Here is a 25,572-nt window from a genome sequence, read left to right on the forward strand (position 1 = left end):
ACCTCATACCTTTCGCCACCGACCGGCCTACGTGATTAGGTGAATCCGGTTCCCGCGAGCCAGCCATCCAGCCCAGCCAGGAGTACGCCGATGACCTTCCGTTACGACGAAACCGCCCGCAACCTCGCGCGCCAGGCATATCAGGAACTCGAACCACTGCACGTCATCGCCTACTTCGGTCCCCAGGTCGCCGAGGTCAATGACGAGGAGGGTATGACCTTCTTCGGGTCATACTTCGGCTGGCGCGCAGCACCGTTGGGCGATATCCCCGCCGCGTTGGTCACGGCCACCTTCTACAACTTCAGCCCGCGCGCGACCGAGCCAGGCTGGGACTCGGCCCGCGCCACACGCACCCCATCGCAACTGCTGGATGCACGCGAACGGGTGGCAGATAAAGCGCTGACCCGCGCGCTCGGCGATCTACTCTCGAGCCCGGAACTCCCTCGTACTGTCGAGCGCCTGAACGCAGCGCTCGCGGCCGCACCCAAGGGAGGTCGGCCGTTGGGCGCCGCAAACCTCGACCTGGCACGCGATCTGGCACCGCATGTTGCGCTATGGCAGGCAACCGCGACCTTCCGCGAATTACGCGGGGACGGACACATCGCGTCATTGGTCGCCCACGAGATCACGCCGTGCGAGTCAGTTGTCTTCCACGAAGCTGACCGCGATCCTGCGCTACCAGGCGGGCGGATGGGACGCGAGCGTGCCAAGAATTCCCGCGCCTGGAACGACGACGAATGGGCCGAGGCCCTCGACGCGCTGCGGGTGCGGGGGCTGTTGGAGGCGGACGCCGAGCGGCTAACCGCCAAAGGATCCGAGCTATATCAGCTGATCGAGGATGAGACCGACGACGCCGGCGCCGGGGTGTGGGCATCGATCGAGGATCCGCTGAACCTGCTCGCCGCTGCCCGCCCCTTCGTCCACGCCGTTATTGACGCGGGCATACTGCCACCCAGGTATCAGAAGTAGCGTCACCCGGCGGGGGTTCGCTGCGAATCAGGATGCGCATCCGCCCACTCGGCGCGTCTCGCTGCAGATACAACAGCGGCACCCCAGCCCGGTCGGAGTTCAGCCCACATCGGCGCAGTAACGGCGATCCGGTGCTCACCCCGAGCACCTCGGCGTCACGTGGACCGGCTGGAACGGCGTCAAAGGACCGCCACGCGTAGTACATATCGTGACCGACGATGTCTCGCAGCATGGAATGGTCGAAGGACTCGTTGCCCCGCTGCCTGATCTGCTCGACGCTCCATGCGGTGCGCGTCCATAACTGAGTTCGGATGATCGGCGCGCCATCGAGGATGTGCACCAGTTCCAGCCAGGTGAGTCGTCCACGTCCGAGGTGCTCGGCAGCATCCGCGGGCGCATCGACCTCGGCCACGTCAAGCAGGCTCTCCCGCAACTGACGTCCCTGCTCCTGCATGGCGCGGGTGGATCGTTCATGTTGCACCGCCCAGTCCCACGGCGACATTTCGACCTCGAACGGCTCGAGTCGCGGGGCCACGAACGTCCCGCTGCCTTGCCGGCGCACAATCAGCCCGACCCGCGCGAGTTCGGAGAGCGCTTGTCGCACAGTGAGCCGGTTGACCCCGAACTCGGCCGCGAACCCGATCTCGGTCGGCAACTTGGCTCCCGGTTCGAGGACACCAGTGTCAATCAAGTCCCGAATTGCGTCATGCACCTGCACGTGCAGCGGCAGTTGTTCGGATCGAGGTGCGGCCATGGCCGAAGTCTAGATGACTGGAACTATCCCGACTCGCTCCCCACTTCGCCCACACCGCTGCTTCTTTGGTAGTTCTCCGGCGGTTCACCAAGCTCTGCGGAGCCGTTAATTCATCTAGATGAATCTGGAGGAGTCTCGCCCCCTCACCAAGGAATCTCATGAAATCCACCGGACCTACCCTCCTGGCCGCCGGCGTACTGAGCGCCGTCACCCTGCTCAGCGGCTGCACTTCCGGCGCCTCCGCCGACGACAACCCCGACGTCATCGAGTTCGGCGTACCGCCGGGCGAAGCCGACCCTGAGATGCTCGAGAAGATGCAGCCCACCGCTGACCTCGTCTCCGAAGCCGCCGGCGTGGACGTCAACGTGACCAAGACCAGCGACTACCTCGCGATTGTCGAGGCTATGCGCTCGGACCTACTGGACGTGGCGATGTTCAGCCCGATGCCGACCGTAATCGCGCAAGGCGTCGCCGATATCGAGCCGCTCGCGGTGGCACTCGGCGCGCCGTACTCGACCTACATCATCTGCAGCCCCGATGCCGGCGTCGACGACCTCGCCGACGTCCAGGACCACTCCATGGCGTTCGTCGATCCGGGGTCCACCAGCGGCAACTACATTCCCCGCCTCATGCTGACGCAGGCCGGGGTAGATCTCGAAGCCCTCGAGTCGACGTTCGCCGGCGGGCACGACGTCGCGGCGCTATCGGTCAAGCAAGGCAGCACCGATTGCGCCGCCGTGGCGTCGATGCTGTTGCCGGATCTGGTGTCCTCCGGCACGATCGCCGAGTCCGACTACGAGATCGTCGCCGAATCCGATCCGCTGCCCATTTCCATGGTGGTCATCGCCCGCGAAGGTCTCTCGCAGGACATCAAGGACCAGATCACCGAGGCGTTCCTCGACGCACCACAGGAGGTGCTCGACACCGTCGGTGCCACCGAGTTCGTGCCCGCCGAAGACGCCGACTGGACCATCTTCGAAGAGGCCGCGAAGGAGCTCGGCGTGGAACTGGACGAGGTCGAATGAGCACCCCACTGCTGCAGGCAAACGACGTATCGTTCGCGTACCCCGATGGCACGAAGGCGCTGAATCAGGTCAACGTGCGAGTTCAGCAGGGCGAGATCGTCGCGGTTCTCGGCCCGTCCGGCGCAGGAAAGTCGACGCTGTTTCGCTGCCTGGCTGGTCTTGAGACAGTCGGCGACGGCGCGATCTTGCTCGATGGAACGGATCTGGCCGGGCTGCACGGCTCGACCAGACGGCGCACCCTCGCCCGGATCGGGCTGGTGTTCCAGGAATTTCACCTGGTCGGCCAGGCAACGACCCTGAGCAATGCGTTGATCGGGCGGCTCGCACACGCGCCGCTGTGGCGCAGCCTGCTACACCTCACCAGTCCCGCAGATCGCGAATATGTAGTGGAACTGCTGGTGCGACTAGGCCTACGCGACCAGATTCGTAAGCGGGCCGATCAGCTCTCCGGTGGGCAACGGCAGCGCGTTGCGCTCGCACGCGCGCTCGCTCAGCGTCCGACGGTGCTGCTCGCCGACGAACCGGTCGCGAATCTTGATCCCGTACTCGCCGCCGGGGTCGTGGACGACATCGTCCGTATGGTGCGCGCAGAAGGTCTGACCACCGTCCTGAACCTGCACGATGTCGATCTCGCGCGCCGCGTTGCCGAACGCATCATCGGTATGCGCACGGGCGCGGTATTGTTCGACCTCCCCGTTGATCAGGTCACCGACGAGCGGCTCGCCGAGTTGTACGGCGGCGTATCCGGGCCCGCGCTCGTTTCGGCGGCATCATGAAACTCATGGAGCACCCCACCCAGGGGACAAAACCTGACGACGTTTCGAAGCTCGCCAAACTCCGCCAACCAAGTGCGTTGACGATCGCAGGCGCGATCGTCGCCGTGCTCATCTTCATCGTGTCGGCGCGCACCAGCGAACTATCCATCGGCACGTTGATCAACGGTCTGCCGGCCATCGCAGACTTCGTCTCCCGAATGTTTCCGCCGGACTGGTCAGAACTGGGCACCGCGATCGAGTTGATGTGGGAGACGCTGGGCATCGCGCTCACCGGCACGCTGCTCGGCGTGGTGTTCGCCGTACCACTAGCGTTGCTGGCTGCACGCACGGTCACCCCGAATCCGTGGATTCGTCAGCCGGTCCGGTTCGTGGTCAATGTTTTCCGCGCCATACCCGAGTTGATGTTCGCGCTGATCTTTGTCTCTGCGGTCGGCCTCGGTGCGCTGGCCGGGACACTGGCGATCATCGTGGGCACCAGTTTCGGCGTCGCCCGGTTGTACTCCGACATCTTCGAGGCCGCCGACATGCGGGCGTGGGAGGCGGCGGCCGCTACCGGCGCCCGAAAGTCCCAGCGGATCAGTTGGGTGTTGCTGCCCCAACAACTGCCAACTATGGCCAGCTACTGCCTGTTGATCCTCGACAGCAACGTGCGCGCCGCGACGCTGCTGGGCCTGGTGGGCGCCGGCGGCATCGGCATGGAGATGCAAACCAAACTGCGGCTCTTCGACTACGGCGCCGTGATGACCATCGTGATCGTCGTGCTGGTCGTCGTCATCGCCTTGGACCAACTGTCCTCGTACCTACGAAAGAAGCTCGTATGACCATCCCCGTCATGGATCAACTCGTCAATCTGCGCGATGTCGCCGATGCGGTCCCAGCGATCACACCGGGCATACTGCTACGTAGCGATGCGCCGTACGCCGGTGATCGCCACGACTACCGCGTCACGTGGCCGCCGCGAACCGTGGTTGATCTGCGTGACCTGACCGAAAGCGACTCGCCGAACCCGCTCGCGCAGGCCGCACGAGTGCACCACCTACCGCTGCTCGACGGTCGAGCACGCGATGTCTCCGCGATGCCGCCGAGCCTCGGTGAGCTCTACCTGACAATGCTGTGCGAGCCGGCCGCGAGTCGGCTCGTCGCCGCGATCGAACTCATCGCAACGGGCCCTGCACCGGTATTGGTGCACTGCGCCGCGGGTAAAGACCGAACCGGCGTGACCATCGCACTCGCGTTGGCACTCGTGGGCATCGACGATGAGGCCATCACCGCCGATTACGCCCTCACCGCGGCAGCGATGGACGACGTACACGCGCGACTCGGCACAACCCACGCGCATCTCACCGCCGATGTCCTCGGCTCGATACCGGAGGACTTCATGACCGCAGCACCGGAATCGATCGGCGCGGTGCTGGCCGAGTGGCGCTCGAGGCGGTCCGGCGCGCTGGGCTGGTACCTCGATCATGGTGGGTCCGCCAGGACGGTCGCGCTCCTGCGCGAGCGGCTGCTGCTGGTGAGCACCGGATGAATTCCAGGTGCGCGCGGAGCGTCCCGCGGCGATTTGTGGCTATCGTCGATGTTCGAGCAGCCGAACAACAACCGCGAAGGATGCCATGACCGCCGAGACTCCGCTAGACCTCGCCCGCCTCGTCAACCTTCGCGATGTGGCGGCGGGGGTCCCTGGCCTTCGCCGCGACATGCTCCTGCGCAGCGACGCACCGCGGTCGGGCGACCGGCACGAGGGATACCTGACGCACTGGCCGCCACGCACCATCATTGATCTGCGGGACGCCGAGGAACGTGACGGTCAGCCGCATCCGTTCGACGGTTCGGCCGCCGTGCATTACCTGCCGCTCCTCAACGGTCGCGCCAGGGACACCTCGTCCTATCCGGACTCGCTCGGCGAGCTTTACGTACAGATGCTCACCGCTCCGGGAGCCGGCTATTTGGTCTCCGCGATCGAAGCGATCGCCACCGGAGACGGGCCGGTACTGGTGCATTGCGCGATCGGTAAGGATCGCACCGGGGTCACAGTGGCGCTCGCATTGACGTTGGCCGGGGTGGACGACGAATCGATTATCCGCGAGTACGCCCTGACGAATGCCGTGATGGACCGAGTGCGTGCGCGTACCGGCACCGTTCGTGCGCATGTGGCCGGTGAACAGGCCCGCCGACTGTCCGATGACTTCGCCGGTGCGCCGAGTGCCGCGATCGAAATGGCGCTCGGCGCCTGGCGAGCGCATCGCGGTGGCGCGCTGGGGTGGTACCTCGACAACGACGGATCCCCGCAGATCGTGGCCGCGCTGCGGGCACGTCTGCTCGACTAGCTATTCAGCACCTCGCCGTTGGGCGAGGTGCGGCGTACGGTGATGCGCATGGACGCACGCGAGGTACTCATCGACGGGATCGGCCGCAGCCAGGAGGTGTGCCATCAGGTGCTGGACGGGCTTTCGACTGCGGACGTCAACTGGCGGCCGGGCTCAGAGGCCAATTCGATCACCTGGCTGATCTGGCACATTGCCCGTGAACAGGACGTGCAGATCGCGCCGCTACATGGCACCGACCAAGTCTGGCTACGAGAGGGCTGGGTCAAGCAATTCGGACTCGACCTGCCACCAAAGTCCATGGGGTACGGGCATACCCCCGAGGACGTCGGCAAAGTCGTCGTCACCGACACCGGACTACTCACCGGATACCTCGACGCGGCGACCGCCGCCACGATCGACTACTTCAAGAGCGTTGACGTGACCACCTTGGACGAGGTGATCGACAAGAACTGGGAGCCGCCGGTGACCCGCGCCGTCCGCCTGGTCAGCATTGTCGACGACGCCGCTCAGCATGCCGGGCAGGCGGGCTTCCTCCGGGGGCTACTGCCCCGCTGAACCGTCACGTCATTTCGACGGGTTGCCGCACCGGTCGCGTCCCGCCCTAGCGACGAATCAGACAGCCGCGCGCACCGTACGCACGGCTAAACTTTCAGGTGTATGTCAAAGATCGCGGCAGCCCCGTCCACCCCCTCCAGGCTGCAGCGCGCCCGTAGGTGGCGCAGCGACCGGCTGAACCGATTCGTAGCGTCCGACCCAGGCCTCACACGCCTGCGCACGGCGTTGCAGGCCGTCATCGCGGTCGGCGCAGCGATTCTCGCCGAGTGGATTTTCTTCTCCATCGCGCACCCGCTCACCGTCCCCGACGACGCACCGAACGCGGAGTTCCATAACCAGGCCGCAAGCGTCATGGGGATCATGGCGGGCGCCGTCGTAGTGATGGTTTCGACCTTCGCCGGGCCAATGTTCGCGACGATCGGCAAGGGTGTCCTCGGACTGTCGTTGCTGCCGGTCTCGATGTTCGGCGGCGTCGCTCTCGGCCTGGCAATAGCGAATATTCAACCGCTCGCGCTCGCCGTGATGGCATTGATCCTCGGCACAACCGGGTTCTTGCGTCGGTTCGGGCCGTGGGGATTCGTGATCGGCCAAGGCCTGTTCATGGGCAACTTCATGGGGCTTTTCCTTGGGCACCTCACCGATGTTCAGCACCTGGGCTGGATCGCGATTCAGGTGGCGATCGGCGGTGCGGTGGCGATCCTCGCGCAACTCCTGCTGTTCGTGCCGAGCAGATGGTCGGCGATCAAGCGATTGCGCTCGTCGTTCTTGGGGCGAGCCGACGGCGTCGCGGCAGCGACCGTCGAGGTGCTGAATCGGCGCGGTGTGGCGAAGTTGCGCAAGCGCCAACACGAGCAGCTGGTGCGCCTGAACGAAACTGCGCTGATCATCGACGGGCAGCTCGCCGGATACCCACGATTGCCTCTCGGTACGACGGCCGCCGAGTTACATGAGCAACTATTCACCGCCGAACTGTCGCTGGCGAACGCCGCCCGCTTTGCGCGCGCACTCTCCACGACCGACGCCCCGGAATCGGCCATCGGGCATATGCGCGATGCGATGCTCGCCATCCGCGCTCGCGACACCGTTCGCATCGCGACCGTAGGACGCGGCCTACGCACCTGGCTGAAGGACACGGACGTTCACCTGGACGAGTCCGAGCGAGTGATCCTGCACCGGTTCGCGACCTCCGTCATCGACTACGCCACCGTGCTCGCGAAGGTCAGCAGCCAGCGATTTGAGCCTTATTTGCACCGTATGCGCGCCCGTCGCGTGGCCGAGGAAGACAAGTTCGAGGCGTCTGTCGAGCTGGCCAGCGGCTGGCTTCCGGGATCGTCCGGGGTGAGCGCGACAGCGTCCGAGGAGCCCGCGGCGCAGGCGCACACCGCGGAACTCCCGCCGTACGTACGGGCGGGGATCCAAATGACGATCGCCGCGGGGATCTCCGTCGTACTCGGTGTGTTGATCTCCCCCGACCGGTTCTATTGGGCGGTCATCGCGACGTTCGTGACGTTCATGGGCGCGAACAACGCGGCCGAACAGGTACGCAAAGGCGCGTTCCGGGTGATCGGAACCGTCGGCGGTGTCGTCATCGGCGCCCTGCTCGCGCACGCGGTCGGTCATCAAGTGGCGATGTCGATCATCGTGATTCTCGCGTTCCTGTTCCTCGGGATCTATTTCATGCGAGTCAACTACGCCCTGTTCGCGGTGGCGATCACCGTGATGGTCTCGATGCTGTACGTGCAACTCGGCGAGTACTCCGAAGACATCCTTGAGTTACGCCTACTGGAAACCCTGGTCGGTTCGCTCGCGGCCGTGCTGACCGTGCTGTTCGTGTTCCCGTTGCGTACGGCGCGGGTGGTGCGGATCGCGACGCGAGAGTTCGTCGATGCGCTCGCGGAGATGGCCGGTCAGACGGTCCTGCTGTTGCAACGCAGCGAGGACGAGCAGGAGCTGCGCCGCGCGACCCGCGACGTCGACGCGGCATTTCAGGCACTCGCAGCCGCGACGGCGCCGGGACGGTCGAAGTTGCGGATCCCGGGCTCGTTCGGCGGCGTCGAGCAGCCGTGGTGGTTCGCCGCGAACGCCGCCCACTCGTACGCGCGGAACTTGGTGATCGATACCCGCGAGGGGCGCCCGATCAAGGGTGCGCACGCAGAACTGCTGTCCGCCGCGGGTGACCTACTGGTTGCCTCGGCCGCCGAACTATCCGCCGGGATGACCGAGCACCGCACGACCCGCGTCTACACCCGCTCAGCGTCGCAGTTCGAGCGCGTGGCTGCCGAGTTGGACGACGAGCATCGGTTCACGCCGCGCCAGTTAGCGCTACGCGATCTGCAGTTACTCGATGGCGCACTCGCGAACCTGGCGCAGTCAGCCGGACTCGAGGTCCGCTCGATGGACGCCGCCATCACCTGAGCGAACACCGTACGCCGTGGTGTTCAGTTAAAAAGGCAGATCTTGTACCGACTACGGTTCAAGATCTGCCTTTGCAATCGCGGCCGTCAATTCGCGCATTAAGGCGCGCACTTACACCCCGTAGTCGGGGCAAAACCGCGCCACCTAATGCGCGACTGAGAAACCCGGCGTGCGCGACTGAGAAACCCGGCCTCGGCGTACGGCGGGATCGAATCAGTTACGACTCGTCCGGCTCGAGTGCGTCGAGGATCAGCGCGAGCCCGAAGGTGAACTCATCGCCGTACTCGTATCCGGGCTGCATCGCGTGCGTCATGGCGATCTCCGCGAGATACGGGAACCGCTCCGCGACGCCCTCGGCGAGGATCCCTTCGGCGACGTCATGCAGCTGCGACTCGTTGTCGAACGGCAGACTCACCTCCTGCAGCACGAAACCGTAGACGTACGAATCGATCAGCGAGACCGCGTGTGCCGCCATCACCACAGAGAACCCGTTGGCCCGCAGATTGCCCAGTACGGCGTCGTGATGTGTCAAGGTCGCCGGTCCCGGATTCGCCCGAGAATCCATCAAGCCCACCGCCCACCGATGCCCCTTCAACGCCTCACGCGCCGACCTGGCGCGCGCCCGCATCGCTGGTCGCCACGGATCACCAGGCGCCGGTAACTCGATCTCGGCAAAGATCGCATCGACCATGCCATCCAGGATCCCGTCGCGACCGGCGACGTGGTTGTACAGCGACATCGCCTCCACTCCGAGCCGCGCGGCTACCGCGCGCATCGTCACCCCGGTGGCGCCGTTGGCGTCCGCAATCGCGACTGCTGCCGCCACGATCCGTTCACGACTGAGCGGCGTACGACGTTTCGCTGGACTCACAATCAGACCCTCCCTTGACGAACTTACACCGTAAGCCTACTCTTACTTACATCGTAAGTTTTTGAGTGACCAGCGGTGGGAGATCACCACATGACGAACGCGCACGAAATCCGTCGGGTCTGCGTCATCGGCGCATCAGGAAAACTCGGCCAGTACATGATTCGGCATTGCCTCGATCGCGGATATGAGGTCGTCGGAGTCTGCCGCACCAAGAGCATCCCGAAACTAGACGCCCTCGCCGATCAGATCACCATCATCGGCGGCAAGACCAACGATCGCGAGGTCATCAGTCAGGCGGTCGCTGGCTGCGACGGCGTACTGACGGTATTGGTCCCGTGGGGCGTACAGCAGTACTCCTCCGGAACCGCGCAGGCTGTGCTCGACTACGCCGAGCCACATGCTCGGCTCGCGTTCTCCTGCGGATGGCACATCACCCGCGACGGTAAAGATCAATACTCGCGAGGATTCCGCGCCTTCCTGAAGGTCTCCACCTGGCTCGGGCGGGCGGTGCGTTTCGCCGAGATCGACGACCAGGTGGAAGCGTGCCGGCGGATCTTCGCCAGCGAGCGACCGTGGACCGTGGTACGCGGCAGCGACCTTGAAGAAGGCGACAGTCAGGGGCTTCCGGTCTGGAGCGAACACGTCGGCGACCCGGTGCTAGCCAGCAACCTCACCCGACGCACCGACTTTGCGCTGTTCATGGTCGAGGCGCTTCGTGACGACTCGCTGATCCAGCAGGCGCCAGCGATCGTAGGGCGTCTCACTCCGAGCGCTCAGGCCCACCTGTCGAACGCGTAGCGCCACTGCTTGATCAACATTTGAACCCGGTGCGCATACGACCGCGGCAATCGGCGCACGACGTCGCCCCCTTGCCGAGACCGACTCCGCGGCGATCAGATCGCGTAGCGCCTCGGTAGTTCCTGCTGCCGAGGACGATTGACCGGGGCGTCGGACGACTGCGCCGAATAATCACGCCCGGTGTTGGCGCAGTTCGTCGAGGCGTAATAGTGCCTCTCGGCGCTCCTGCGCATGATCGACCATGCGCGGCGGATACCCACCAGCGTAGCCATCCTCATGTCGCCAGGGCTCGTGCGCCGCAGCACCGCGAAGGTGGCGCAGCTCTGGCAGCCAACGCCGTACGTAGTGACCGTCTGGGTCGAACCGCAGGCCTTGGCGAATCGGATTGAAGATCCGGTAGTACGGCGCGGCGTCGGTCCCGGTGCCAGCAACCCACTGCCAGCCATGGCTGTTGGAGGCGAGATCGCCATCCTGTAGATGTTTCATGAAGTGGCGCGCCCCCACTGGCCACCACGTGTGCAGGTCCTTTACCAGGAAACTCGCGGTCACCATGCGTACCCGGTTGTGCATCCAACCCTGCTCACGTAACTGCCGCATCCCCGCGTCGACGAGCGGATAGCCCGTGCGACCGTCCCGCCATGCCTGTATCGCTTCTTCGTCGTTGTCATAGCGCATCCGCGCGAAGTCCGCGCGCCAGTCACGCCACGCCGATTTCGGTGAATGCCACAGGACGTCGGCGTAGAACTCGCGCCAGGCTAGTTCGGACATATATCGACGGACACTATCGATTCTCCCGGCGGCGCTCCCAGCGGTGTCCTTTTCACGGGCGAGGTCGGCCAGCATTGTGCGCGGATGTATTTCGCCGTACTTGAGCGGGACCGACATCCCGCTGGTGACGTCGAGATCGGGGCGGTCCCGGTGCTCCCCGTAGCCAGAGAGGTCCATCCGCAAGAACGTCCACCACCGTTCCAGCGCGGCATTCTCGCCAACACCACCATTGACTTCTCGGACGACCTCCTCGCCAGCGACGCCGCGCCGCCAGCGTGGTTCGACTGCGTCGGCCGGCGCCGGCCAGCCGTGCGCGGCCCACGCGGCGCGGTACGGGGTGAACACGCGGTACGGCGTACGGCCGGACGTGTTCACTCGCCCGGGTGCGACCGCGTACGGAGTCCCGGTAACCATCAGCCGGCGACCAGTTGCGGCCAGTGCGCGCTGCACCAGCGCATCTCGAGATCGCCCGTACGGCGTGGTTTCGCCGGTCACGTGCACCTCATCGGCCGCGACCTCGTCGGCGATCTCCCGGAGTACCGCCGCCGGCTCACCGGACCGCACCACCAAAGCACCATCCGTCTGCGCCGACAGCGCGGCCAGCGAATCACGCAGGCGCCTCACCCGCGCGCCGTGCACGCATCCGAACGCCGAGTCGAGCACAAATACCGGCAACACCCGGTCGGCGGCCGCGCAGGCAGCGAGCAACGCCGGGTTGTCCCCCAACCGTAGATCGCGGCGGAACCACATCACGGCAGTGGTCATCGCGCACCACCACGCGAGGACGCGGCCACCCGCGCCGCAATGCGGTCCCACACCCGGTTCGGCAACCGCGCGGCGATCCTCATCAGCAACGCTATCGGCGCCGGAAAGACGATCTCACGGCGACCGCGTTCGAGCCCGTCGGCGATCGAGCGTGCGGCGTGATCGGGTTCGACGATGAAAGGCATTGGGAACGCGTTGTTCTCGGTGAGTTCGGTGCGTACGAATCCAGGCGCGACGGTAGTCACCGAAATACCGCGGACACCGAGCGACGCACGCAGCGACTCAAGCAGATTCAACTGCGCAGCCTTCGTCGCGCCGTATGCTTCGGATCCGGCAAGGCCGCGATAGCCGGCAACGGAGGCGATACCGACAATGTGCCCTGCACCCTCGTCCACCATCCTGGGCACGACTTGTGCGAGCACATTGTTCATTCCCAGCAGGTTCACCTCGACATGCTCAGCGAACGTCTGGCGATCCCACCGACTGACGTCGAACTGCTTCCAGGTGCCCGCACACCACACGACGAGATCGATACCGCCGAGCCCGTCACACACCGCATCAGTTGCGGCTGCCACCTCGCCTGGCTCGGTGACATCGCATGGTGCGACAACCATCCGTCCGCGCGAGAGTTCCTCAAGTCGCGATCGGCGACGCGCACTAATGGCGAGAATCGCGCCGCGTCGTTCGAGTTCTTCAGCCAGCGCGGCCCCGATCCCGCTGGATGCACCCACGATCCAGCATCGGACCCCGGTCAGATTGACACTCATAGAACACTCTCCTCGCGGTCATCGGTTCGCGTGTCGCGACACTCGGTTCGCCGATATATGGGCAGTCTCCGCATCCATAACCAGCCGCCGTGCAGGCGGATCAACGTGCTCACCCGCTGCGTGACCAGCGGATGGCGCAGCACGACCCACAACAATGCGCGCCGATTGATCAAACGTGGGGTGCCGCGAAACGAGGCGCTGAAAGTACAACGTCCTTCCCGGAGCAGGTCGACGCTCACCTCGAGGTCATCGCGCGTCAGGCGCACGCGGACGTCGTACTGACCGTTGATGTCGTTGAACGGCGACACGTAGAAAGACTTGTCGATTCGCGCGGAGCCGTGCTCGCTCGGATCGAGTAGGTAAGCGTGCCGCCCGCCGTACGTGTTGTGCACCTCCAGCACGATCGCTGCGATCGCCCCATCGCGATCGATGCACCAGAACACGGTTAACGGATTGAAGGTATATCCCAAGAATCTCGGATTGGTCAGCATCAGCACCCGGTCGTCGCCGGTCAGTTCGATCCCATGGTTGCACAGGAAGCGGGCCACGTCCCCGCGTATGCCACCCCCGAGCCGCCCGTTATCGAGGTGATCCTGCGCCTCGAACGCGGCAAACGGGCGCCAGTGTCGAGGAATAGCGTCGATCTCGTCCAGATCCACCAGCCATTGGTAAGTCCGATGCCGGAAGCGGTGCACCAACGGTGTCCGGCGCTCGTGGAACACTTGGCCAACAACAATCGCGGGCAGCGACGGCAACGAGTCGGCCTTCACCACGTGACCCCGAACCGCGCTGCGGCCGCCACACCGGAACGACACCCGTCTTCATGGAATCCCCACCCTAGGTGCGCGCCGGCAAACGCGAGACGTTCACCGCCGGCCTCGCTCAACCGTGCCGCAGCAGCGACCGCTTCGGCCGTGAAGATCGGGTGTTGGTACGTCATCTTGGCGGTCACGAAGGACTCGTCGACCCGGCCGTTGGCGCCGAGGGTAACGAGGTGCTCGTCGTTGTCGTCCAGGCCCTGCAGCCGATTCATCCAATAACTGACACTGACGTCGTCCGATCGACCGTGACAGGCCGGCAGTCGGTAGTTCCACGACGCACGGGCGCGCTCGAGGGTCGGCAACAGTGACGCGTCCCGGTGCAGCCAGGTGTGGTTGACCGAGTACTCGATCGCCATCAGGTCGGCCTTCTCTTCGGGGGACGCATCAGCGAGCAGATCCAGAGCCTGGTCGGCATGCGTGGCGATGACAACGCGGTCGAAGGTGTGCTCACCCGATGCCGTGCGTACGTCGACGCCGTCATCGTGCCGCTGTACCGACAGCACCTCAGCGCTCGTCCGTACGTCGCCGAGCCGCTCGACGACTGCCCCGACATAGGTACGCGAGCCGTCGACCACGGTCCGCCACGTCGGAGAGCCCGAGACGCGCAACATTCCGTGATGGTCCAGGAAACGGAACAAATGTTGCGCCGGATAGTGCGCGGCGTCTTCAACACCGCAGGACCAGACACAGGCCACCAACGGGATCGCGAAGTGTTGCACGAAGTAGTCACCGTAACGTCCGAGCGCGAGAAATTCGCCCCAAGTCAGTGCTGCATCGCTTGGATCTGTGCTCGCCAGCAACCTCCGCGCGTCACGGTGAAAGCGCGGGACCTGCCGCAGCAAGGCCCGGAACCGCCGGTCGAGCAGGCGCTCGGGCTGGGCGAGAATGCCTCCGATCCCACGCCCTCCCGCATACGAGAGACCGCATTCGGCACACGTAATACTCATGCTCATCTCGGCGGGTCTGGTCTGTACGCCGAGCTCGCCGAACAGCCTGAGCAGGTATGGATACGTCCGGTCATTCATCACGATGAAGCCGCTGTCGATCGCCAGCGGCGCTCCCGAGCCACGGTCGACCTGATGGGTATGCGCATGTCCTCCGATCCGGGAGTCCGCCTCGAAAAGCGTGACCTCGTGGGTTCGGCGAAGCAGATAGGCCGACGTCAGACCAGATATCCCCGCACCGATGACCGCGACAGATGACATGACGTGCTCCCTCCAGGTAAGCGCGCCGACACGTCACTCAGATGAGACCGACTGGTCGACTCGCGAACCTTACGATAAGGTTTGTCGAGGGTTTGTGCAATCTTGGAGGCGTCATGGAGTTCGTTCGCACTATCGCGACCCCCGCGGCACCGTCTGCGGTCTTCGAGTACCTCGCCGACTTCCGGTCGACGACGGAATGGGATCCAGGCACAGTCGACACGCAACTCATCCACGGGGATGGCGGTGTCGGCAGCGAGTACCGCAATCTCTCGCGGTTCCTTGGCCGGGAAACCGAACTGATTTATGTCGTCGAGGAACTTCGCGCGGATTCGCGGATCGTGCTGCGCGGCCAGAACGACACTGTGCGCGTCAGGGACACGATGACGATCACGTCCGCGGCTGGCGGTGGAAGCGAGGTCAGTTACCGTGCCGAGTTCACCTTTAGCGGCACGGCACGTCTGCTCACCCCGATCCTCTGGGTCGCACTTCGGCGCCTGGTCGACTCGGCCGCGCACGACCTGGGCGGAGTCCTCGCAACGCTGCGGTCCTAGGCTGTAAGTCGGATGTACACGATCAAGCGCGCGGCCGAGCACATTGGCGTCAGTGCAGCCACTCTGCGCGCATGGGAAAGCCGTTACGGGGTTGTCACGCCCAGCCGCAGCGACGGCGGGTATCGGGTGTACTCGTCGGCAGACCTGGAAACGTTGGGCCTGATGGCACAACTCGTAGCGGACGGATCGCCCCCGGCTCTGGCGGCCCAAGAAGTACGGCGACGCGCGAGTTCCATCGAACCTGCGCGCACGACGATCGATGCGGGCGACACAACGCGGCTAGACGAGGCCATCGTCACGTCCGCAGCCGCCCTCGATGCCCAGCGTCTCGACGTGGCCCTCGACGAGATCTTCGCTCGCGGCAGTTTCGAGACCGTGGTCGACGACCACTTACTGCCTGCGATGCGCGCACTCGGCGAGGCGTGGGCAAACGGCACGGTGAGCGTGGCGGGCGAACATTTCGCCGCGCACGCGGTAATGCGGCGACTCGCCGCGGCCTATGAAGCCGCCGCGGCTCCTGTGGGCGTCGCACGAATTCTGGTCGGACTGCCGCCGAATGCACGGCATGAAATCGGCCCGCTCGCGTTCGCGATCGCAGCCCGCCGCCGAGGTCTGCAGGTCTATTACCTCGGGGCAGACCTGCCGATCGACAATTGGGTGGATGCTGTGCGCGCCCGCCGGCCGGCTGCCGTCGTCATCGCGGCCGCAAGCACTAGCGACGCCGCGCAGTCGCGCCGAGTGCTCAAAGCGGTGCGGTCCGCCGCACCACACACGATTCTGGCGGTCGGCGGGCGGGCACAGGAGCAGGTACACATTGACGGCGCGATCGTGCTCGGACACCGGATGGCCGACGCAGCCAGCCGAATGGTCCACGAACTGGCCCTCTTAAGCCGCGACAAGTCACCCGATGTCGGGGGCCTCGAATAATCGGGCACCGCCGCCGGGAAGCGACCCGTTCACGCGGATCGAGCCGCTATTACTCGGTGGGTTCCGAACCGCCCCCGTCGAGACCACAATCGTACTGGTAGTCGTCCTTCCACTGATCCATCGTGATCATGGTGTCGACGTCCTCCAGGTACGGATCATCGATGTTGCAGACCTGATAGGTGGCATCGGGGCTGTCTTCGGCGTACATCTGGCCGACCAAGATGCCCTCCTCGCCGTAGACATCTACCTTCCAGAAGACAAGCGCCAGGTGGCCGTCGTCCACCTCAGCGGTCTCCGTCTCTTGGAAATACTCTCCCGATCCAAGCTCCAGCGAGCCGCCGTACGACACGATGTCGCTGATCTGGTCGTGTACGACTCCGCGGGTCAACGACGTCAATGCTTGCTCATCCTGAGAATCGACCGCGGCAATGAACTCCTGCGCCACGGCTTCGGCGTCCTCGGCGGATACCGCGGGGCCTCCCTCACCGCCACCGCCACCGCCCCCGGCGGACTTGTCGTCATCGCGCAGCACGAAGAAGAGCGTCACGCCAATGGCCAGTACGAGTACAGCGGCAGCCGCGATAAACACCGGCAGCTTGTTCGACTTCTGCGGCGGCATACCGCCCGGGCCGCCATACCCACCCTGCATCGGAAACTGTTGCCCTGGCTGCGGCGCCCCGTAGGGCTGTTGGGCCCCGTAGGGCTGCTGAGCGCCCGGCGCCGCGCCGTACGGCGAATTCTGCTGCTCGTATGGCGACTGCTGCCCATACCCGGGCTGCTGCCCGTACTCAGGCTGTTGCCCGTACTCAGGCTGTTGCCCGTATCCAGGCTGCTGACCGTATCCAGGCTGTTGCCCGTACTCAGGCTGCTGACCGTACCCGGGCTGCTGTCCATATTCAGGCTGCTGACCATGCCCTGGTTGCTGCCCGTAACCGGGCTGCTGACCGTACGGGTCATATGGCTGGTTCATCAAAACTCCTCTAACGGGGGCATACGGCCGCTGAGACGCACACCGATACCGCTCCCGCTCCATAGAATGCCGGAATCTTCGCCGGGGCACATGCGACTTTTACACGCTGCCTAAACATCGCACTATGACCGACGGGCGGCTTCGATAGCTCGCGCCGTCGCCGCGTCGATTTCGCGCAGCACTTTCGGCGGTGCGCTGATCGCCCCAGAATTCACCAAGTCATCCACGATCGACTTGACCTGCCGCAGATAGGTCTCACGCTCGTGTGGCGTCGTCGAACTGTCAGCGTGCGCGAGCAACTTCGCTGCTTGTTCGATACGTCTGCGGTCGGGCTCCTCCAGCAGGCTGGTGCCGACACGTTTCGCTCGCCGCTCGGCTGAGGTCCAAGCCGCCGCCAGCGCCTTCACGGCATCTCGATACGCCTTCGAGACGGGTACTGAGGTCGGGAAAGTCTCGGTGCGCAGCGCCATCGCCTCCCCCAGCGCCTCAACGAACTCGCCGGTCTCGGGCACACTCACATCGCTCATCGATGGATAAGTCAGGAGCAATTGTGGATCGGTCTCGTACGGTAGGTACTCCAGCAGGATGCCGTCATGGCGCCGGACTGCGGCCTGCCACAGTCGCTGCTCGACACCCGAATCGCTGCCGTGGGCTGAATCTGTCGAATCCTCGGTACCGCCCAGCCGCCCGAGGGTGATCGAGGCGCCGTCCCGTTCGCGCGATTCGGCCGCCTGCGCGCTGCGACCACGGGCAGCATTCCTCGCCTCCGCCGCACTGCGCACGTCGGCCGCACGTCGCTCCTTGGCGGCCTGCGCGGACGTGAACTGAGCCGCCAAAGCCGGTGGCGCCAGCACGTCACCGGCGCCGCGCAAGACGTCGTGGATGTGTTCGGCGTAGAGATTTCCCGAATCGAACGCAACGTTGTATGCGACCGAGTCCGCACAAGTCAGCGTGAGATACCGCATTTTCCTGACCGGCCACGATGCCGCTGCAGCCGGCAGTTCCTCGCCCGTCCACGGTCGATCCGAAACCACGCACGAGACGATCCGCGAGCGCTCGATCGTGCGGGTATCGCTGCCGAATGCGCCGACGATCACGTGCGTCGAGGTGAGCGCGATACCAATCTCAGGCGCCGGTTGCTGTAGATAGATGCGCAGGACGCCCGCCAGCCCGGCAATTACCAACGCGAGCACAGCGCTCGTCAGGCTCGGGTCCAGCAGTAGGAACGTCACGAACGGGACAAACGCCAACAGCGCAATCCAGCCATCGACTCGGGTACCGCGGATCGGCGAGCGCGTGCCGCGTAGGTAGTACGAGTACAGGATTCGATCTGGGTGCTCCAGCGGCAGGTCATCGTCCAGACGCGCAAGGTCAGCGCCTACTCGCCCCGTTGAAGCGCCGTAGACCGAATCGCCGTAGACGCTCACACCCAGTTCCAATTCGCCACGTCGCGCTGCCCCCGCAACCTTCTTCTATAAGGTACGAGGATGCCACAGCACAGACCGCGCGGCGCGCTCGCCGTCTCCGCGTTCGTGGGCGGTGTGCTGAGCGCCGGTAGTGCCTCGGTACTCCTGGAGATCGCAGTGGAGAACGGCGATTGGTGGCCGACCCGAATCGCGGCGGCCCTCGCCGCAGCTGCTGTCGCGGTAGGCGGCACGGGCTTCGTTGCCCGCCGCAGCGCCGAACGCGCCCGAGACGCTCGCGATGCGCGGCTAGATGGCGCGTCGTACCAGCGCGGCGACCAGGTCGACGCCGTCCCCCTCGGCGTCCAGACCACGCGCGAGCTCCCGACGAACGAGGGACCGGAGTTCTCTGCCAGCCAGGTCAACACCCCGCGAAGCGTCCTGGTACGCCTCGCCGTGCTGAAGGACCGCACGGAGCCATATTCGACCTACGCCCAGCGCGATACGACCGGTGAGGAACTAGCCGAAGTCGGCCGCTACCGCGTCGGCGTGCACGAAATCGACGTGGGCGACCGCGGCGTCTCACTGCGCGAATCGAATGACTACCCGAACCCGCCGGCCACGCCGGCGATCCGACCGGGGCGACGCTTTCGGGGTATTGCTCGGATCCGAACTGCCGCTCTCACCCCGATCGTCGCGTTTGCCGTGGGGTTCGGCGCTGCTGGATACGCAGTGCACGAGTACTTACCGGACACCAGTGGGATATCGACTGCCCTGCTGGACGCGCTCGAAGGCTCATCGGACGACGAGGTGTCCGGAAATGCCGAAGAAGCGGTGCGCGATGCCCTTGAGGACGCCGAGGATGAATCTTCCGGCGCATCGCAGCGACTCACCTACTTGCAGGTCTACGCCGATTCCACGGTGAGTTTGAAGTACTACGAACCCGATATAGGCAAGGAGATCAGCATCTACGACGAGGGCGAACCCACCGAGGGCAGCGACATCAACAGTCAGGGGACCTTCGCCCTGAGTATTGACGACCTCCCGCCACTCAACGCGATGCGCGACGAGGCCTTCGGATACTTTGCAGACCCGTGGTACTTCGAAATTGCACCACCAGACGAAGAAACCCTGCTGCCCGACAATCACGTCGAGGGCGAACCGATCGCGATCTTTTATAACAGCGGCCCCGATTCGCGCTATAACGAGATCGAGGGCACTCTCGACGGGAACCTGGCACGGTTCTTCGATACCACCAATATCGCCGAGACGCGGTTCACGCTCAGCGATGTACTCACCGATATTGGCCTCGACCCCGATGCGCCAGCGTTCGAATCGTTCGGCGCCAGCGGCCCGATCGGCGGCGTCGGCTACGCACCCGGCATCTCCGCCCCCGGACAGGTGCTGTTCGCGACGTTCGGCCCGGGCGCCGGCGAGCTGTCGCCCGGCGAGGTAAGCGTCGCCGCGGGTCAGTTCCCACGATTCAGTGCCGACGACCACGAATGGGCGCCCGATGAGGTCGCCGCTCTGATTCCGCTGTCCTCAATGTCGCCCGCCGTGCTGTCGGCCACCTTCGACAAGCAAGCGACCGATCTGGACGCCGAAACGGCCGACCTACTTTCGTATGTCTATCGGGTAGACGCGCCAGAACTCTACAGCGACGGCGACCCCGCGCTATTGACGCTCAGCTTCACGATGCTTGCCGAGTCGGCCCAGAAGTACACCCTCAACGGCACGCCGTACGGCGGAAACTAGCCCGCTGGTAGTCAGCGAGTCCCGAGCCCGGCTACGCCGCTTCCACATCGTCCGCGCCAACGGCCGCCAACCGACTATCCTCACGTGAGTGACCTCCGCTCGCCTCGCACCGCCGCTGCGGCTGCTCGACGAGGTGTCCTGGAACGGTGTACCGATTTCCGGCGCCCGCCCGCAGGCGCTGCTCGCGGCGCTCGCCGCGGCGCGGCATGTCCTCGCACCGCAGCACATCACGAGCGCCGTCTGGGTCGATTCCCCACCTGCAAACCCCACCAAAGCGGTCCAGGTCGTCGTCTCGCGACTACGCGCCATCGACAAGACGCTGGTGGCATCCGCACCCGGCGGCTACCAACTCGGGCTCGCAGATGCCGATGTCGATGCCCGGTTGCTGACTGCGCTTGCACGACGCGCCCAACAGGAATGGCGTGATGGCGATGCCGACGGCGCGGCCCAGACCGCACGGGCGGCGATACGGATTCCGATCGTCGACGGCGGACCGCCCGCGTTAGCCGATCTGCGCGCGCACGCACGGGGTGTGCAGCTAGACGCGCGGCGGACGTTGGGGCTGGCTCTGGCCGGCCTAGGTCATTCGGCGGAGGCTGAATCGCACTTACGCGCGGTGCTCAGCGAACGCCCGGACGACGCAGAGGTGCGCGGAGCCGCGCTGCGTGCCACCGCCGAATGCAGCGGGGCCGCTGCTGCGCTCACCGAATATGAGAGCTACCGCCGCGACCTCGCCGACCGTCTGGGCATCGATCCCGATCAGGAACTGCAACGCTTGCACCGCGAGTTGCTGGCCGCTGACGCGCCCGTGCGCACCGGTATTCGCTACGACACAGATCCCCTGTTCGGTCGCGATGCGGACCTCACCCGGCTCCGGGCGGCGCTGTTCACCAGCCGTCTGGTCAACGTGCTCGGCCCGGGCGGGATCGGTAAGACCCGTATCGCTCAGGCGCTCGCTCGCGAGGCCCACCAGCCACACGTGTACGTCGCCGAACTCGTCGGGGTCAGCAGCGGCGAGGATGTCATCGCGGGGATCGGCGCCGCTCTAGGCATCCGAGCAACCGTGGCCGACCGCACCCTCACCACCGCGCAATTGTCGGATCTACGTGGGCGGATCGCCCAGAATCTGGACGACGGGCCGAGTCTGCTGGTGCTCGATAACTGCGAACACGTGATCGAGCAGATCAGTTCGTTCGTCGCATTCCTGCTCACCACGTGTGCGGAGCTGACGATTCTCGCCACGAGTCGGGCGCCGTTGCGGCTGGCCGCCGAGCAGGTCATTCCGCTGTCGCAGCTAGCGGCCACAGACGCGGCGCGACTATTTCGTACGCGAGCGCACGCGATCCGACCGGATGCAGAGCTTCGCGATGAGGTCGTCGCGCAGATAGTTGACCGGCTCGACGGGCTTCCCCTGGCCGTCGAGCTCGCGGCGGCGCGGATCCGCAGCATGACGGCAATCGAAGTACGAGATGCGTTGGCCGATAGATTTGCGGCGCTGCGTACCCGCGATCGCGCTGCGCCCGAGCGGCACCGGACGCTTTCCGCGGTGATCGGTTGGTCGTGGGCGCTACTCGATCCACACGAACAGCGGGCGCTCGCCTGGCTTTCGCTATTCCACGACGGTTTCGGCGCCGATATCGTGACCGCAGTGCTCGGTGCCGACGGGCTTGATCTGGTCGAATCCCTGATCGAGCAGTCCTTGCTCGTACACGTAGAGGTAGATGGGCGCAGCCGCTTCCGCGCTCTGGAGACGATCCGCGAGTACGCCGACCAGCAATTGAGCAACCTTCCCGAACCGAACGGACGAGCCGCAGCGATCCGAGCCCAGGACGACTGGGCACGCAAAGCGGCCTCGATCGGCGCCCAGTTGATCGTCGTCGACGATCAGGAAACCCAAGTAAGCGCCTTGGTCGCCGAGCAGAACAATCTCACCGAAGTACTACGGCGAGCTCTCACGTCACCCAATGCGGCTCTCGCCGCCCCGTTACTGGCGACCCTCGGATCGCTATGGGTTATCACCGGCGAACATCCGCGCGTGTTCGCCGTACTTGAACCCGCGGCACAAGTATTGGCCGAGTTCACCCCCGATGCGGCAGATAGGCAGGCGTATCAGGACGCGATCGCAATCGTGCTCATGCACCAGGGTTGGGTAACCCATACTCCCGACCCCGCGCTGGTGCGCGCGCTGAACGAGGGTGAATCGACCGGACCGTGGGCGAACGCCATGCGCGCCATGTATAGCGCGGATCTGGAGTCCACCGACACCGTCTTGCGCCGGAGCGCGGACGAGGCCGCTACCCCATCCGAGCGCGCCTGTTTTCTCTTGTGGGCGGCGATAACCGCCGAGAACGCCGGTGAGTCGGAACGCTCATTGGCGCACGCTCGCGCTGCGTTGACCGAAGGTCCGCTCACGCCGTACCTCAAAGGCGCACTGCTCTCGCAAGTCGCTCAGTTGCTACTGGCTGCCAGCGACCCGCAGTCGGCAGCGCCGTACGCCGCGAAGGCGATACCGTTCCTGCGTCGGCTGCACGCACATGAAGACACTCGGATGATGCAAGTGACGCTCGCCGCCGGGTTACTCGCGCAGGGCGAACTCGACGAGTGCAATCGGATTCTTACCGCGCTTGAGAAGGAGACCGAATCACCGCAGACCGGCTCGCGGATGCTCGTGCAGATCGCGCGCGGCGAATGGCTGCTGGCCGGTGGCGACATACTCGGCGCTCAGCAGCTCCTCGCCCGCGCGACCGATTCCGTGCTCACCACGCGCATTCCGTTCACCGCAGTATCGCCCTGGCTCGTGCTGTCGGCCTCCAGTGCACTGGCCGCGTACGCGCGGTGGCCCGAGTCGGCCGATCCCGAGCGCGCGCTGCGATATCGAGATGCGCTACTGGCCGGAGCCGACGTGCACACGCAGTCGGCCCGCGACCGGCCGTTCCTCGGAATGACCTTCATCGGGATCGGCTGTTGGTATGCGCGCTGGGGAACGGACATCGAGTTCGAGTATGCACTCGTCTTGATAGCCCTCGCGCGACGTTGGGGCTACAACCAGGGGATGTCAGTCATGCGCTGGGAGCATGTCGCCGCGCTCGTCGACGAGCGTCGGCCGGGACGCCTGAGCGAACTCGTCAGCGAATTCACCGACATCCCGGCCAGCGACCTCGTCGCTCGCGGCAGCGCACACCTAAACGCGCTCGCAGCGATTACATCTTCCGATTGAAACTACGCACTGCCAGCGGCGCGAACACAGCGATAATGACCGCGCACCCGAGTAGCGCCCACCCGACCTCGCCGGTCACGGCGCCGTCGTTCGCCAAGCTGCGGATCGCCGAGATCACGTGCGAGACGGGATTGATATCGGCGAAGGTACGCAACCAATTAGGCATGGTCTCGGTCGGCACAAATGCATTCGACAAGAAGGTCAGCGGGAACATCACCATCATCGACATCCCCTGCACCGCCTGCGCCGTCTTGCCTCGAGTGCCGAACCAGGTGAAGATCCAGGCGATCGACCATCCTGCGGCAATCGCCAGCAAAATCGCCCCCAGCACCCCTAGCGCGCCACCACCTGGCCGGTAACCCATCGCGATACCGGTCGCGAACGTCAACGTTGAGGCGATCGCATACCGAATCAGATCGGCGACCATCGGACCCGCGAGCGGCGCTATACGTGCGATCGGCAACACCTTGAACCGGTCGAACACGCCCTTGTCCATATCTTCACGTAATTGGACGCCGGTAGCGATGCAGGCCGTCAGAATGGTTTGCCCGATCAGACCGGGGATGATCACCGGCAGGTAATCCTGCACACTGCTGGAAATCGCGCCGCCGAAAATATAGGCGAACATCATCGTGAACAGCAGCGGCTGGATCGTAACGTCGAACATCTGCTCGAAGTTGCGCCGCATTTTCATCGTCGCCCGCCACGCGAGCGTCATGGTCTGACTGAACGTCTGCGCGAGGGTAACCCGCTCACCAACCGCGTCATGCTCCGGACGCGCTGTATCGACGAGGGTAGCGGTCATCGGACCTCCTCCAATCCTGGTTCATTCTCGCTCTCATCGGTCGACGGATGCCCGGTGAGCGCAAGGAACACCTCGTCCAATGACGGCTTCTGGACCGCTAGGGCATCGACCTCGATCCCGCTTTGGCGCAGCCTGAGGAGCACATCGATCGCTTGATCACTGCTGTGCAGGGGAACGTTGATGCGTCGCGACTCGGCGGACGTCGCCGGGCGTTCGTCGAGCAGCCGGGCGATCTCGTCGCCGGCGCGGGGAATGTCGCTCGGATGGCGCATCGTCAACTGCAGCGTGCTGCGACCCACCGAGTTCTTGAGTTCATCGGACGTACCCTCGGCGACTTTGAGCCCATGATCGATCACAGCGATCCGATCCGCCAGTTGGTCGGCTTCATCGAGGTACTGGGTGGTGAGCAGTACGGTGCATCCCTCGGCCACCAGTTCGCGGATTGTGTCCCACATTTGGCCGCGGGTGCGCGGATCGAGCCCAGTGGTGGGCTCATCCAGGAAAATCAGTGGCGGCCGAGTGATCAGGCTTGCGGCCAGATCAAGGCGACGGCGCATACCACCGGAGAAGGCGCTGATCGGTTTGTCCGCAGCGTCCTCGAGCTCGAACTGTTGCAGCAGTCGCACACCGCGGGCACGCGCGTCGGACTTTGATAGCCCTTGCAGTCGGCCAAACAGCAGGAGGTTCTCCTTCGCGGTGAGGTTCTCATCGACCGACGCGTACTGGCCCGTGACGCCCAACAGCGAGCGCACCCGATGCCCCTCACGGCGAACGTCGTGGCCAAGGATCCACGCATCGCCGCCGTCAATCGGCAACAAGGTGGCGAGCATCTTGAGCATCGTGGTCTTGCCGGCACCGTTCGGTCCCAGTACGCCGAACACTTCCCCGCGGCGTACGTCGAGATCGATCCCGTCGACCGCGCGGTGCGCGTCAAATATCTTCACCAATCCTCGCGCGTGTACCGCGAGGTCGGCTGATGGAATAACTGTCGTCATGCGCTCAATGCTGCGAGCGCGCGGTTTCATCTCGGTTTCAGCAAGGCGCTCGCCGGTTTCACCGCCACGCTGACCGGTCGCACCGCTGCATCGCGCATGTCCGTATCGCCGGTGGTGCACGAATCGTCGCTCA

The 25,572-nt window shown here is 65.0% G+C and carries 23 protein-coding genes; 13 read left to right on the plus strand and 10 right to left on the minus strand.

The features are described from left to right. Nucleotides 1-90: 90 nt before the first annotated feature. Nucleotides 91-969 carry an SCO6745 family protein gene (locus E1H16_RS15840; protein WP_134324895.1) on the plus strand — a complete coding sequence of 293 codons (879 nt, stop codon included), beginning with the start codon at nucleotides 91-93 and terminating at the stop codon, nucleotides 967-969. Here the strand turns inward: E1H16_RS15840 and E1H16_RS15845 are convergent. Continuing rightward, the gene (locus tag E1H16_RS15845; protein ID WP_134324896.1) at nucleotides 929-1,723 is read right to left on the minus strand and encodes a GntR family transcriptional regulator; all 795 of its coding nucleotides are present in this window, start codon (nucleotides 1,721-1,723) and stop codon (nucleotides 929-931) included. The two genes, E1H16_RS15840 and E1H16_RS15845, sit on opposite strands and share 41 nt — an antisense overlap. A gap of 158 nt (nucleotides 1,724-1,881) precedes the next feature. Here E1H16_RS15845 and E1H16_RS15850 point away from each other — a divergent pair, with 158 nt between their 5' ends. From E1H16_RS15850 to E1H16_RS15880, 7 genes are all read left to right on the plus strand, one after another. Next, nucleotides 1,882-2,748, plus strand: coding sequence for a phosphate/phosphite/phosphonate ABC transporter substrate-binding protein (locus E1H16_RS15850; protein WP_134324897.1), 867 nt, complete (start codon nucleotides 1,882-1,884; stop codon nucleotides 2,746-2,748). After that, nucleotides 2,745-3,524, plus strand: a complete 780-nt coding sequence (locus E1H16_RS15855) for a phosphonate ABC transporter ATP-binding protein (RefSeq protein ID WP_134324898.1) — start codon at nucleotides 2,745-2,747, stop codon at nucleotides 3,522-3,524. Before E1H16_RS15850 ends, E1H16_RS15855 begins: the two co-directional genes overlap by 4 nt. A 5-nt stretch (nucleotides 3,525-3,529) precedes the next feature. Then, nucleotides 3,530-4,345, plus strand: a complete 816-nt coding sequence (gene phnE / locus E1H16_RS15860; protein WP_134324899.1) for a phosphonate ABC transporter, permease protein PhnE — start codon at nucleotides 3,530-3,532, stop codon at nucleotides 4,343-4,345. Next, nucleotides 4,342-5,052, plus strand: a complete 711-nt coding sequence (locus E1H16_RS15865; RefSeq protein WP_134324900.1) for a tyrosine-protein phosphatase — start codon at nucleotides 4,342-4,344, stop codon at nucleotides 5,050-5,052. The genes phnE and E1H16_RS15865 overlap by 4 nt, the downstream gene beginning before the upstream one ends. Nucleotides 5,053-5,137: 85 nt before the next feature. Continuing rightward, entirely contained in the window at nucleotides 5,138-5,851 is a 714-nt protein-coding gene (locus tag E1H16_RS15870) for a tyrosine-protein phosphatase (protein WP_134324901.1), read from the plus strand. Between the two features lie 48 nt (nucleotides 5,852-5,899). After that, nucleotides 5,900-6,406, plus strand: coding sequence for a mycothiol transferase (locus E1H16_RS15875; protein WP_134324902.1), 507 nt, complete (start codon nucleotides 5,900-5,902; stop codon nucleotides 6,404-6,406). A 102-nt stretch (nucleotides 6,407-6,508) separates the two neighbouring features. Next, a complete protein-coding gene (locus tag E1H16_RS15880; protein ID WP_134324903.1) occupies nucleotides 6,509-8,821 on the plus strand; it encodes an FUSC family protein in 2,313 nt (770 codons plus the stop codon). A gap of 217 nt (nucleotides 8,822-9,038) precedes the next feature. Here the strand turns inward: E1H16_RS15880 and E1H16_RS15885 are convergent, their stop codons facing one another. Further along, the gene (locus E1H16_RS15885) at nucleotides 9,039-9,692 is read right to left on the minus strand and encodes a TetR/AcrR family transcriptional regulator (RefSeq protein ID WP_243837877.1); all 654 of its coding nucleotides are present in this window, start codon (nucleotides 9,690-9,692) and stop codon (nucleotides 9,039-9,041) included. A gap of 90 nt (nucleotides 9,693-9,782) precedes the next feature. Here E1H16_RS15885 and E1H16_RS15890 point away from each other — a divergent pair, with 90 nt between their 5' ends. Next, entirely contained in the window at nucleotides 9,783-10,490 is a 708-nt protein-coding gene (locus E1H16_RS15890) for an NAD(P)-dependent oxidoreductase (RefSeq protein ID WP_134324904.1), read from the plus strand. A gap of 171 nt (nucleotides 10,491-10,661) precedes the next feature. On the opposite strand, the gene E1H16_RS15895 is transcribed toward E1H16_RS15890, so the two are convergent. From E1H16_RS15895 to E1H16_RS15910, 4 genes are read right to left on the minus strand one after another with little or no spacing between them, the layout of a single operon-like run. Then, nucleotides 10,662-12,023: a cryptochrome/photolyase family protein gene (locus E1H16_RS15895; RefSeq protein WP_134324905.1), complete on the minus strand. Its 1,362-nt coding sequence runs from the start codon at nucleotides 12,021-12,023 to the stop codon at nucleotides 10,662-10,664. Then, a complete protein-coding gene (locus tag E1H16_RS15900; RefSeq protein ID WP_134324906.1) occupies nucleotides 12,020-12,790 on the minus strand; it encodes an SDR family NAD(P)-dependent oxidoreductase in 771 nt (256 codons plus the stop codon). Before E1H16_RS15900 ends, E1H16_RS15895 begins: the two co-directional genes overlap by 4 nt. Next, the gene (locus E1H16_RS15905; protein ID WP_208379100.1) at nucleotides 12,787-13,560 is read right to left on the minus strand and encodes a DUF1365 domain-containing protein; all 774 of its coding nucleotides are present in this window, start codon (nucleotides 13,558-13,560) and stop codon (nucleotides 12,787-12,789) included. The genes E1H16_RS15900 and E1H16_RS15905 overlap by 4 nt, the downstream gene beginning before the upstream one ends. Beyond that, nucleotides 13,557-14,816: an NAD(P)/FAD-dependent oxidoreductase gene (locus tag E1H16_RS15910; RefSeq protein WP_134324907.1), complete on the minus strand. Its 1,260-nt coding sequence runs from the start codon at nucleotides 14,814-14,816 to the stop codon at nucleotides 13,557-13,559. The genes E1H16_RS15905 and E1H16_RS15910 overlap by 4 nt, the downstream gene beginning before the upstream one ends. A 113-nt stretch (nucleotides 14,817-14,929) precedes the next feature. Between E1H16_RS15910 and E1H16_RS15915 the strand changes: the two genes are divergently transcribed. After that, on the plus strand, nucleotides 14,930-15,367 hold the full coding sequence (locus E1H16_RS15915) for an SRPBCC family protein (protein ID WP_134324908.1): 438 nt from the start codon (nucleotides 14,930-14,932) through the stop codon (nucleotides 15,365-15,367). 12 nt (nucleotides 15,368-15,379) lie between these two features. Next, nucleotides 15,380-16,294 (plus strand): MerR family transcriptional regulator, encoded by a 915-nt coding sequence (locus E1H16_RS15920; protein ID WP_134324909.1) that lies wholly within the window; start codon nucleotides 15,380-15,382, stop codon nucleotides 16,292-16,294. A gap of 49 nt (nucleotides 16,295-16,343) precedes the next feature. Here E1H16_RS15920 and E1H16_RS18665 read toward each other — a convergent pair whose 3' ends face one another. Continuing rightward, a complete protein-coding gene (locus E1H16_RS18665; protein WP_208379101.1) occupies nucleotides 16,344-17,264 on the minus strand; it encodes a hypothetical protein in 921 nt (306 codons plus the stop codon). Nucleotides 17,265-17,386: 122 nt separating this feature from the next. After that, complete coding sequence (locus E1H16_RS15930; protein ID WP_134324910.1) at nucleotides 17,387-18,691, minus strand: hypothetical protein; 1,305 nt, start codon at nucleotides 18,689-18,691, stop codon at nucleotides 17,387-17,389. A 60-nt stretch (nucleotides 18,692-18,751) separates the two neighbouring features. On the opposite strand from E1H16_RS15930, the gene E1H16_RS15935 reads away from it, so the two are divergent. Both E1H16_RS15935 and E1H16_RS15940 read left to right on the plus strand, forming a co-directional pair. Then, complete coding sequence (locus E1H16_RS15935) at nucleotides 18,752-20,422, plus strand: hypothetical protein (protein WP_134324911.1); 1,671 nt, start codon at nucleotides 18,752-18,754, stop codon at nucleotides 20,420-20,422. A gap of 88 nt (nucleotides 20,423-20,510) precedes the next feature. Next, complete coding sequence (locus tag E1H16_RS15940) at nucleotides 20,511-23,639, plus strand: ATP-binding protein (RefSeq protein ID WP_134324912.1); 3,129 nt, start codon at nucleotides 20,511-20,513, stop codon at nucleotides 23,637-23,639. Here E1H16_RS15940 and E1H16_RS15945 read toward each other — a convergent pair. Both E1H16_RS15945 and E1H16_RS15950 read right to left on the minus strand, forming a co-directional pair. Beyond that, a complete protein-coding gene (locus E1H16_RS15945; RefSeq protein WP_134324913.1) occupies nucleotides 23,623-24,444 on the minus strand; it encodes an ABC transporter permease in 822 nt (273 codons plus the stop codon). The two genes, E1H16_RS15940 and E1H16_RS15945, sit on opposite strands and share 17 nt — an antisense overlap. Further along, nucleotides 24,441-25,439, minus strand: a complete 999-nt coding sequence (locus E1H16_RS15950; RefSeq protein WP_134324914.1) for an ATP-binding cassette domain-containing protein — start codon at nucleotides 25,437-25,439, stop codon at nucleotides 24,441-24,443. The genes E1H16_RS15945 and E1H16_RS15950 overlap by 4 nt, the downstream gene beginning before the upstream one ends. Nucleotides 25,440-25,572: the final 133 nt, after the last annotated feature.

It is taken from the genome of Cumulibacter soli (genome assembly GCF_004382795.1).
In the GTDB taxonomy this organism is placed as follows: domain Bacteria; phylum Actinomycetota; class Actinomycetes; order Mycobacteriales; family Antricoccaceae; genus Cumulibacter; species Cumulibacter soli.